The following is a 10,237-nucleotide window of genomic DNA, read 5'->3' on the forward strand; positions in this document are numbered from 1 at the left end:
CCGGGCGCTGCTGGCCTCGGCCGGCGACTTCGCCCAGGCCGCGGCGGCCGCGGGCCGGGCGCGCTCGGGGCGGGTGCGTCTCGCGGCGAGCCCGAGCGCCATGAACGAGTTCGTGCCGCGCCTGCTGAGGGCCGCGGAGGACGAGCTCGCCGGGATCGTGATCGACGACCTCGCCGTGGAGACCGGAGACATCGAGCGGGCCCTCGCCTCGGGCGAGGCCGACCTCGGCATCGGCCGGTTCCTCGAACCGGGCCCGGCGTTCCGCACCGAGACGCTCCGCCGGGAACGGCTCCTCGTGGCGCTCAGCACCCGGCATCCGCTCGCCGGCTCGCCCTCGGTGGCCCTCGCCGAGCTCGGCGACCTGCCCCTGCTGCTCTGGCCGCGCGAGCGCAGCGCCGGCTACTACGACTTCCTGCTCGGGGCGTGCGCGGCCGACGGCCTCGACCCCTACATGCTGGTCGGCAGGCCCCGGATCATCGGCAGCCGCTCGTACCTGATCGCCGAGAACCGCGCGTTCGGGCTCCTTCCCGAGTCGTCGGCGGCCGTCACCGCGCCGGGCATCGAGGCGATCCCCGTCTCCTCCGGCGTCACGCTCCCCCTCGAACTGGCCTGGCGGGTCGGCGAGGACCGGCCCGACGTGCTCCGCGTGCTCGAGACCGTCCGCCGCCTCGGCCGGGGCTCCGCACCTGCACCTGCACCCGCCCCCGCACTCTGAAAGGCGACACCGTGTACATCAAGATCTGCGGCCTGAGCACCCCCGAGACCGTGCGCACCGCCGTCGACGCCGGGGCCGACGCCGTGGGCTTCGTCTTCGCACCGGGCAGCCCCCGCACCGTCGGCACCGGGCTCGCCGCGAGCCTCGTCGCCGACGTCCCCGAGACCGTCGAGACGGTGGGTGTCTTCCGCGATCAGCCGATCGACGAGGTGGTCTCGATGGCGCGCGCCGCCGGAGTGGGCACCGTGCAGCTGCACGGCACCGAGCCCGACGGGGACCTGCGGCGGCTCGCCGACGAGGGCCTCCGCCCGCTCCGGGCCCTCTCGGCCGCCGCGTTCGGCGGCCTCTCCGACTCTCGCCGGCGCGATCTCGGGGCCCACCGCCTGCTCATCGACGCCGCCGAGCCGGGCGCCGGCGTCACCTTCGACGAGACCGAGCTGGGCCGGCGGCCCGAGGGCTTCTGGCTGCTCGCCGGCGGACTCACCCCCGAGAACGCCGTGCGTCTCATCCGCTTCTTCGAGCCCTCCGGTGTCGATGTCTCGAGCGGTGTGGAGAGCTCTCGCGGCGTCAAGGACCCCGCCCGGATCGAGGCGTTCGTGACCGCCGCCCGCGGAGCCGCCGACTGAGCCTCGGGCTGAGCTGTGGACGGGGCCGCGGTCTGAGCCTCAGGTCGTGATGTCCGGGAGCGTCCGCCTGGCGTCGTCGATCGGCATGCCGCTCGCCGCGAGCAGGTCGAGCACGAGGGGCCGGAGCGACACCACGATCGACGCCTCGGAGTAGGGCTGCCCCGGGATGAGGCTCCTCGGGTCGAGCGTGATCGCGATGAGCACGAGGCTCTGCCGCACCACGGGCCGGAGCTCCGGCCGGTCGATGCTCTGCGCGAGCATCGAGGTGGCGCTCTGGATGCCCGCGAGCACCTCGGCGATCTCGGGCCGCGCACGATCGCCGGGGAGCACGCTCAACCGGCGGGTCACGACGCGGAGGTTGCGGGTGGCGTGGTCCATGTGGAGCTGCATGACCTGCAGGGCCGCGAGCTCGGCGCGGTGGCGGCGGAGGAACGGTGAGATGCGGGCCACCGCCGCGGCGGAGTCGAGCGAGGCACGCCACTGCTCGATCAGGCCCTGGGTGTCGCGGGCGCGCCCGAGCACCATCTCGGCCGTCGCCCGGTCGCCGATCCGCACGACCGTCACGAGCGAGGCCGCGATGGCGTTGAACGCGCTGAAGAACTTCAGCGCCTCCCGTCGGGCTGCCCGCCGCGGGTCGCGCGGCAGCAGCGCCGTGCAGGCGATGGCGACCGCTCCCCCGACGAGCGCATCGACCGTGCGCGTGAACGGTCCGCCCTCGGGCAACGGCATGAGCGCCACGAGCGAGCCCTGCACGGCCGCGAGGATCGGCAGCCCGGGCACGGGCGAGAGCAGCCGCGTCACCACGAGCGCGGCGAGGAGGGTGAGCGCGAACTGCCACAGCCCCTGGCCCGTGGCGAGCAGGATGACCTCGCTCACCGCGATCCCGACCGTCACGGCCAGCGCGAGCTCCAGCACCCGCCGCGGGCGGGCGTCGAGCACGAGCCCGAGGCTCGAGAGCGTCACCATCACCGCGGCGATGGGGTACTGATGGCCGAGCACGAAGTGAGCCACCGAGTAGGCGACCGTGGCGGCGACCACGAGCTGCACGATGGCGGGGAGGCTCGAGCCCACCCGGTCGAAGGAGGAGCGGACCTCGGCGCCGAAGCGCCCGGCGTCGGCCACCGGCGTCAGCGGGTCTTGCGGGCGCCCAGTCGCGGCAGGCGCGGCACGCGACCCACGGCGGCGCCGGCATCCGGAGACACGATCTCGTCGGCGCTCGCGGCGATCTCGCCCTCGGCCGAGCGCACCCGGAGCTCGGCGGCGGTGTCGAGCTGCCGCTTCACCACGGCGAGGGCGATGGGGCCCCACTCGTGGTGCAGGGCGACGGTGGTGAGGGTTCCGGATGCGTCGTCGGCTCCGGCCACGACGACCTCGTCGCCGGGCGCAGGCAGGGCACCCTCCGAGCCGTCGAGGTGCAGCAGCACGAGGCGGCGCGGCGGGTGACCGAGGTTGTGCACCTTCGCGACGGTCTCCTGACCGCGGTAGCAGCCCTTCGAGAGGTGCACGGCGGAGCGCATCCAGTCGAGCTCGTGCGGGATCGTGCGGTCATCGACCTCGGTGCTGAGGCGCGGTCGCCAGGCCGCCACGCGCAGGGCCTCGGCGGCCAGGAGTCCCGCGATGCGGAGCTCGCCGCGGAGCACCGCGGTGACGAGCATGCCGAACTCGGAGCGGGGCACGAGGGTCTCGCGCCACCACCAGTCGGCGCCGGGGTGCTCGTCGGTCTGCGCGTACTGCACGCCGCCGGTCACGACCTCGGGCCACGGATCGGCCCACGTGAGCAGCTGCGGGGTGTCGGCACCGGGAGCCTCCGCGGTGGCGGCCACCGCCGCGAGCGCTGCGGGAGCTTCGCCCTGCGGCCCCGCGGCGAGCCAGCCCACGGTGGCGAACTCCGCCGAGCGGTCGGCGATCTCGACCCGCAGCATGAAGCGCATGCGCTGCAGCCAGGCCTCGAGCGCCTCGGTCTCGCCCGAGTCGACTAGCAGCCAGGCCGTCTCGCCGTCGTCGAGCACCCGGATGGCGTGCTCGATGCGACCGTTGGCCGAGAGCAGCAGGGTCTCGGCCGACTCGAACGGGGCGAGGCCGCGGATGCTCTGGCTCGTCACCGAGTCGAGCCAGCTGAGGCGGTCGGGGCCCGCGACCGAGATGACTCCGCGGTCGGAGAGGTCGACGATGACGGGGGCGCCGAGGTCGCGTGCCGTCTCTCCGGAGCGTGCGGCGTCGAGCATCCGCTGCTCACCGAGCGGGTTGCCGTAGTGCGCCGCGACACCGGCGTCGGGCCCGGAGCCGGCGACGGCGCCGGGCAGGGAGAGCAGTGCCGACGTGGCGAAGGGCGCCGGCAGGGGCTCTGCCGGCGTCTCGGGTGCTGCCGCGGAGTCGCTCACGCGGTTCAGTCGGCCTTCGCCAGGCGGGCGGAGGCGTGGGTGCGGAGATCCTGCCCCAGCGCCGCGATGTCCCAGGCCCAGAGCAGGTGGTTGTCGACCAGACCGTAGATGCGGGTGGCGGCCGCGTACTCCTTGGCGGTGCGGGTGCGCACCACGGCGTCGGTCGCGAGGTCGATGCGCGGGCCCTTCACCTGGCCGAGGTAGAGCTCGCTCACACCGGTCGGGTGCACGATCGAGACCTCGATGTCGAAGCCCTCGGCGGAGTTGCGGAGCGCTTCGACCGACTGGGCGGTGTTGAAGGGGCGGGGGCCGACGCCGGGCAGCATGCCGGGGCCGACGTCGCCCTCGATGTGGAGTCGGCTGAGACGCCAGTAGCCGGTCTCGGCCGTGAGGGGCTCGACGGGGCTGCTCTGGCGGACGGGGCCATCGGGGCCGTCGGCGTCATCGCCGCTACCGTCCACCGCAGCGGACTGCTCGGGGAGCAGCCAGGTGTAGGAGCTGTAGTTGAGGTAGGGCAGGCCGTCGTGGCTGAAGCTCACGCGCTGGCCGAACTCCCGCGAGACCCGATCGGCCGACTCGCCCTCACCGATCCTGTAGTCGAGCACGCCGGTTCCCTCCCACACTCCGATGAGCCAGGAGAGCGGGACGAGTTCGGCGGGGAGGCCGGTGGGGATCTCGATCACGAGCGGTCTTCAGACGGGCAGCGGATCAGCGCTGGCCGCGGAAGAGCTTGTAGACGACGACTCCGGAGACCCAGGCGATTGCGAGAGACGCAAGCCCGAGGAGGCCGATGAACAGGAGTTCGAGCGCAACGTAGGACATGCCTTAGATCCTAGCGCTCGCGGCGAACGCGAGGGGACCGAGCACGACGGTGGCGAGCGCGAGGATGAGCACGGCGCCGCCGAGACTCGCCGAGACGCGGTTCACGAAGCCCTTCCGCACCGGCACGATGAGCTGGATGCCGAACGTGACCACGAGCGCTGCTCCGAGCACCACGGGCAGGAAGACGAGATAGCTCGGAGCGGAGACGAAGACCCCGACTGCGACGACCCCGATGATCGTGAGGATCCAGACCGGGACTACGCTTCTCATGAGCAGACTCATACCCGCCATTCTGCCCGACTAGTATGTACCGCAGGCGTTCTCTGGAGGATCTTACGTGGCGCAGTTGTTGATCCTGACCTCTGCGGTCGACCGAGAGGTGTTGCCCGCACTCTCTCTGCTGAGTCACCGCACACGCCAGATCCCGGCGGAGCCCTCGCAGCTCGTGAACACCCCGAACAGCGATCTCATCTTCGTCGACGCCCGTCACGACCTCGCCTCGGCACGCTCGCTCTGCAAGATCCTCAGCACCACGGGCATCGGCGTCCCGGTCGTCCTCATCCTCACCGAGGGTGGTCTGACCGCGGTGAGCGCGGAGTGGGGCGCTGCCGATGTCGTGCTCGAGTCGGCGGGGCCCGCCGAGGTCGACACCCGCATCCGGCTCGCCATCGGGCGCCAGGTGCAGGACCAGTCGACGTCGAAGATCCAGGCCTCCGGCGTGGTCATCGACGAGGCGAGCTACTCCGCCCGCGTGCACGGTCGGCCACTCGACCTCACCTTCAAGGAGTTCGAGCTACTCCGTTTCTTCGCCATGCACCCCTCCCGGGTCTTCACCCGCGAGCAGCTGCTGAGCGAGGTGTGGGGCTACGACTACTTCGGCGGCACCCGCACGGTCGACGTGCACGTGCGGCGACTGCGGGCCAAGCTCGGCGACCTCGAATCGCTGATCGGTACCGTGCGGAACGTCGGCTACCGCTTCAACTTCTTCGAGGACGACAATGAGCGGCTCGCTCACACTCTCGGTCAGTAGCCCCGACGAGGCGCGTGAGCCCTTCCTCCGGCTCGTGGCGCGCGCGGCGCTCGTCGACGGCCAGCCGCCGTTCAACGACCAGGCGCTCATCGACATCGGCAAGGGCACGCGCTCGCTCCTGCTCGCCGAGCGGCGCATCGCCGAGGGCGGGGTCGCCGTCGCGGGAGCCGCCATCGTGGGGCAGGGCGAGCTCGAGTTCGTGATCGACCCGGAGTGGCGGGGCGAGGGGCTCGGCCGGCAGCTGCTCGAGATCGTGCTGAAGAACCCGCCGGCACCGACCGGGGCGGGTTCCGGGGCTCCGGATGCGCTCCGCGCCTGGGCGCACGGAGACCACCCGGCGAGCCGCCGGCTGGCGCAGACGCACCGGTTCGAGGCCATCCGCACCCTGCTGCAGCTGCGCCGGGAGCTCGGAACGGGTGCCGCGGCGCCCGCCGAGGTGGTGCTGCCCTCCGGCTACTCGCTCGGGGGCTTCCGGGGCGGCCCGGATGCCGACGACTGGGTCGAGCTCAACGCCCGGGTCTTCGCCGAGCACGACGAGCAGGGTTCGCTCACGCGCGACGACCTGCTGTTCCGGCTCTCGGAGCCCTGGTTCGAGCCCGACGACTTCCTGCTGCTGCGCGACGCGGAGGGCACGCTCGTGGCGTACAACTGGCTGAAGGTCGAGCCGAACGACACCCGCGTGGGCGAGATCTACGTGATCGGCGTCGACGAGGGGCAGGCCGGTCGAGGCCTCGGGCGCTCGCTCATGAACGCGGGGCTCGCGCGCCTCCAGGAGCGCGGCTGCACGCAGGCGGCGCTCTACGTCGACGGGGACAACGAGCGCGCCGTCGCGCTCTACCGCTCGCTCGGCTTCGCCGACCACACGATCGACGTGCAGTACCTGCACCGCCCGCTCCCCCGCCGCGGCGCGCTCTGACGGGCGCCGCGATCAGCTCCCTCGCCGGGCTCGTGCAGAGCGACGCGCGCCGCGCCGGGTTCGAGCTCGGCGCCGGCCAGCTGGCGGTGCTGTCGCGCCTCGAGCGTCTCGCCCACGAGCTCGAGGGGCGCGCTGACGCATCCGCCGTCGCACCGGCCCCTCCGGCGGTCTCGACTGCCCGAGGCCTCTACGTCTGGGGCCGGGTTGGCCGGGGCAAGACCTGGCTGCTCGACGCGTTCGTGCGCGCACTGCCCGAGGGCACGGCTCGGCGCGTGCACTCCCACACCTTCTTCGACGAGCTGCACCGCCGCATGCACGAGTACCGCGTGGCCAGCGAGGGTGATCGCGCCCGGCTCGAGCGGGAGGCCTTCGACCACGCGGTCGACGGCTTCGTGGGCGGCGCACCGCTCCTGGTCTTCGACGAGCTCGAGATCGGCGACCCGGGCGACGCCACGCTCATGACCCGCCTGCTCGAGCACCTCGGCGAGCGCGGTGTCGCGCTCCTGGTGTCGTCGAACGCGGCGCCGGACGATCTGCTGCCCGATCCGGTCTGGCACCGTGTCTTCGAGCCGGGCATCCGCCTCATCCTCGAGCGGATGGACGTCGTCGAGCTCGCAGGGGCCGTCGACTACCGCGCTCTCGTCCACTCCGGCGCCGAGCGCGGCTCCGGTTCCGGTTCCGGCTCCGAGGACGGCTCGGGATTCCGTTCGGGCGCCTGGCTGGCCCCTTCCCAGCTCACCGACGAGGGCTTGCGGCCTCCGACACCCGACGAGCGCACGGAGCTCTTCGTGGGCGGCCGACAGTTCCCGGTGGATGCGGCCCGCCCCGGGGAGCTGTGGGTGTCGTTCGCGGAGCTGTGCGAGCATCCGCTCTCCACGATGGAGTACATCGACTGGTCCCGCCGCTTCGGCGACCGCTGGGTCATCACGGCCGTCCCCACGTTCTCCCAGGCTTCCCGCTCGGGCCGCCTCCGCTTCCTCGCCGCCATCGACGTGCTCGCCGACGCCGACATCCCCACCTACCTCGTCACCGACGCCTCCCCCGCCGCCTTCCTCACGGAGGTCCGTTCCCTCCCCACCGCAGCCCGCCTGGCCAGCCGCCTCACCCTCCTCCGGCGACCCTCGGAGCAGGGCGACGCCCATTGACCCGCAGGGTCACTTCGCCAAGTAGCCGCGTAGCGCGGCAACGACCGGTGCGGAGATCGTCTGCTCACCGCCCAACACGACGATCCGCCGCGGCTGCAGCCTCGCCAGTTCGTCCGCGACAGGACCCGGGATGCTCACCGACGACACCAGCAGCACGGGCGAACCCTCACGGATCGCAGCCGGCGCCCCGGATAGAGCATCCGGGAACTTCTGTCCAGACGCGATGTAGACCGTTCCGCCAGGGGTGCTCTTGAGCAGCCAGTGCGAGACGCTGGCCGAGACCTCGTAGCGATCCGCCCCGCCCGCCCTTGAGACCTCGGCTCCGAGTTCACGCACCTGCGCCAGCACAGCGTCGGAGATCGTGTTGCGCCCCCCGAGCACCACGATCGTCTTCGGGTGCAGTCGCCGCAACTCCGCCAGCACGAGATCGGGCACGACATCCTTCGTCGTGAGAAGCACCGGGCCTCCCTGGACTCCCGCGACCGCAGAACCCGACAGCGCGTCGGGGAAGACGGCCCCGGAAGCGAGATAGGCGACGCCTTGGCCGCTCCATTCCGGCTGGAACACGAGCGACGAGAGAACGGAGGCCACCTCGTAGCGGTCAGCGCCGAGCACCCTGCCCACCTGACCGGAGAAGTCCTTGAGGCTGAGTTCCGTCTCCGCGCTCACCGAGCTCTCGCCTCCGAGGATCACAATCCTCCCCGGCTTCAAGCGCCGCAGTTCATCGGCGATCGCAGATGGGATGCCGTCCTTCCTCACCAGGAGAACGGGGGCCTCCTGGAAACCCGCCGCAGCCGACCCGGTCAGCGCATCAGCGAAAGCGAGCCCTGAGGCCACGTAGGCGGTGTTGACGTGTGGGGCGAAGGACACTGCCGATACCCGCGCGGATACTCCATAGCGATCGTCGGCACTCAATCGGACCAGCTCCGCTGCAGGGAGTGCGTTGCGGAGGTAGACCTGAGTGACTCCCGGTGATGACGGCTCGTTCAGGTTCGCAGCGGCCGACTGGAACGCGATGATCGTGCCATCCGCACTGACTCTCGGCGCCACGGCGTGGTCGTTCCCCGGATCACCGGAAGGAGTGGCGCTCACCAGATCGAGCTTCCCGTTGTTCAGATCCCGTCTGTACACCTGGACGGGCCCGGGAGTCCCCGACTCGGTGAGTTCGGCGGCCTCCGACTCGAAGACCACGACATCCCCCGATCGCGACAGCACCGGTGCACCGCTCGCACGGTCGGCTCCTTCACCGGTGCGCGCACCGTAACTCGCTAACCGGGTGCGACTTGCATCCACCGACCTGACGTAGACCTGCTCCGTCATGGCGGTCGTGTCGCTGGTCGCATCGCGAGCGGACGTGACGAACGCGACCACTCGGCCGTCGCCGGACACGTCCGGGGCGTAAGCGTCCTGTTCCACGCCGGCATTGGTGTCCACCGCGTAGCTGATGAGCTGCACGCCATCGGAGAGCCCACCCCTCGTGTGCAGGTACACCTGCCGATGGCCGCGGTTGATGCCTGGAGCGATCAGGTCGGATGCGGTGGCGAAAGCGGTCATCCTCCCGTCATCGGACACCGACGGCGCCGCCGAGTCGAGGCCGCCGCCGATAGGCGTCGGCGCGTACTTCTCTGCGCTTAGAAGCGTGGTCCGCCCGGTCGCGAGATCGATCGAGTAGATCTGGGTTTTGCCGCGCGTGTCCACCGGCGTCAGGTTGGTGGCGCGGGTGGAGACGACGACGGTGGATCCGTCCTCGGAGATGTCGAGCTCCAGCACGGGTGCGTTGGCCTGGTTGGGCACGGGGTCGGCACTCTGCGTCACTATCCGGGTGGTCCCCGTGAAGCGATCCCATAGGATTGCCTGCGTGACCCCTCCGCGTACGCCCAGATTGTCGGCGCCCGAGAGATAGGCCACATACCGGCCGCTCCTCGAGACGACAGGGCGGACGGCGTCAGCGGAGGCCGAGACACCACCGGTCTGACTGACCAGCACGGTCGAGTCGGTGGAGGCGTCGCGCAGATAGACCTGTCGGGTTGCCGCGGCATGCGGTACACCCGTGAGGGCAGCCGCGGACTCGAACGCAATCCTCCACCCGTCGCCTGAGAGGGACGGCCGGGACGACTCTGACCCGCCGGCCGCCCCTGCTTCGGTGGCGCTGACGAGAACGGTTCGGGAGGGCCCGGGAATGGCTGCTGAAACACCGACCGCGGGAACCGACACAAGCGTGACGACCGCGATCACCGCAAGAGCGATCGCACTGAGCTTCATGGGTCGCATCGGTCTCCAACCAAGAACGGGAAAGTGCGACTGAATATAGCTCATTTATTCCTCAGGCGAAATCACCGACGGGGAGCTAGCCTCATCCCGAGAGGAAAGGTGCCGATGAAAGCAGCCACGCTCCTTCGAGCCGCAGCCGTCACGGCAGCCTGCGCACTTCTTCTGGGCGCTTCACCTCTCCCTCCGACCGCTGCCGAGATCGAGACGGCCGCGGCGGCCGGGGTGGCGCGGCCGTTCGGGTCGCATCCGGTGGCGTACCCCGCGGGGGCCGCCGTGGCGCCCGGAGGGGTCGCGGCCGCCGACGCCGCGACGGCCGCCGCCTACGACCGGT

Annotated in this window: 11 protein-coding genes; 6 read left to right on the forward strand and 5 right to left on the reverse strand. The window is 71.5% G+C overall.

What is annotated here, in order from left to right; all coding sequences use genetic code 11:
• Together Q0D57_RS17945 and Q0D57_RS17950 are read left to right on the forward strand one after the other, a co-directional pair.
• The coding region (locus Q0D57_RS17945; protein ID WP_291046640.1) for a LysR family substrate-binding domain-containing protein at positions 1 to 715 on the forward strand (715 nt) is incomplete at its 5' end.
• Positions 716 to 726: 11 nt separating this feature from the next.
• Entirely contained in the window at positions 727 to 1,341 is a 615-nt protein-coding gene (locus Q0D57_RS17950; RefSeq protein ID WP_291046643.1) for a phosphoribosylanthranilate isomerase, read from the forward strand.
• Between the two features lie 39 nt (positions 1,342 to 1,380).
• On the opposite strand, the gene Q0D57_RS17955 is transcribed toward Q0D57_RS17950, so the two are convergent.
• From Q0D57_RS17955 to Q0D57_RS17970, 4 genes are all read right to left on the reverse strand, one after another.
• A complete protein-coding gene (locus Q0D57_RS17955; protein WP_291046646.1) occupies positions 1,381 to 2,463 on the reverse strand; it encodes an FUSC family protein in 1,083 nt (360 codons plus the stop codon).
• 5 nt (positions 2,464 to 2,468) lie between these two features.
• Positions 2,469 to 3,653, reverse strand: a complete 1,185-nt coding sequence (locus Q0D57_RS17960) for a folate-binding protein (protein WP_291046658.1) — start codon at positions 3,651 to 3,653, stop codon at positions 2,469 to 2,471.
• Between the two features lie 74 nt (positions 3,654 to 3,727).
• Positions 3,728 to 4,405 carry an FABP family protein gene (locus Q0D57_RS17965; RefSeq protein ID WP_291046648.1) on the reverse strand — a complete coding sequence of 226 codons (678 nt, stop codon included), beginning with the start codon at positions 4,403 to 4,405 and terminating at the stop codon, positions 3,728 to 3,730.
• 142 nt (positions 4,406 to 4,547) lie between these two features.
• Positions 4,548 to 4,814, reverse strand: coding sequence for a hypothetical protein (locus tag Q0D57_RS17970; protein ID WP_259525188.1), 267 nt, complete (start codon positions 4,812 to 4,814; stop codon positions 4,548 to 4,550).
• Positions 4,815 to 4,881: 67 nt separating this feature from the next.
• On the opposite strand from Q0D57_RS17970, the gene Q0D57_RS17975 reads away from it, so the two are divergent.
• The 3 genes from Q0D57_RS17975 to zapE are packed head-to-tail and all read left to right on the forward strand — an operon-like array spanning position 4,882 to position 7,635.
• Positions 4,882 to 5,574 carry a response regulator transcription factor gene (locus tag Q0D57_RS17975; protein WP_137837876.1) on the forward strand — a complete coding sequence of 231 codons (693 nt, stop codon included), beginning with the start codon at positions 4,882 to 4,884 and terminating at the stop codon, positions 5,572 to 5,574.
• Positions 5,543 to 6,490 (forward strand): mycothiol synthase, encoded by a 948-nt coding sequence (mshD, locus tag Q0D57_RS17980; protein ID WP_291046651.1) that lies wholly within the window; start codon positions 5,543 to 5,545, stop codon positions 6,488 to 6,490. Before Q0D57_RS17975 ends, mshD begins: the two co-directional genes overlap by 32 nt.
• Positions 6,491 to 6,522: 32 nt before the next feature.
• A complete protein-coding gene (gene zapE, locus Q0D57_RS17985) occupies positions 6,523 to 7,635 on the forward strand; it encodes a cell division protein ZapE (RefSeq protein WP_291046652.1) in 1,113 nt (370 codons plus the stop codon).
• Positions 7,636 to 7,644: 9 nt separating this feature from the next.
• Here the strand turns inward: zapE and Q0D57_RS17990 are convergent, their stop codons facing one another.
• Positions 7,645 to 9,897 carry a cell wall-binding repeat-containing protein gene (locus tag Q0D57_RS17990; RefSeq protein ID WP_291046654.1) on the reverse strand — a complete coding sequence of 751 codons (2,253 nt, stop codon included), beginning with the start codon at positions 9,895 to 9,897 and terminating at the stop codon, positions 7,645 to 7,647.
• Positions 9,898 to 10,011: 114 nt separating this feature from the next.
• On the opposite strand from Q0D57_RS17990, the gene Q0D57_RS17995 reads away from it, so the two are divergent.
• Positions 10,012 to 10,237: hypothetical protein (locus tag Q0D57_RS17995; RefSeq protein WP_291046655.1), on the forward strand; the 226-nt coding region annotated here is incomplete at its 3' end.

It is taken from the genome of Herbiconiux sp. (assembly GCF_023264895.1).
In the GTDB taxonomy this organism is placed as follows: domain Bacteria; phylum Actinomycetota; class Actinomycetes; order Actinomycetales; family Microbacteriaceae; genus Herbiconiux.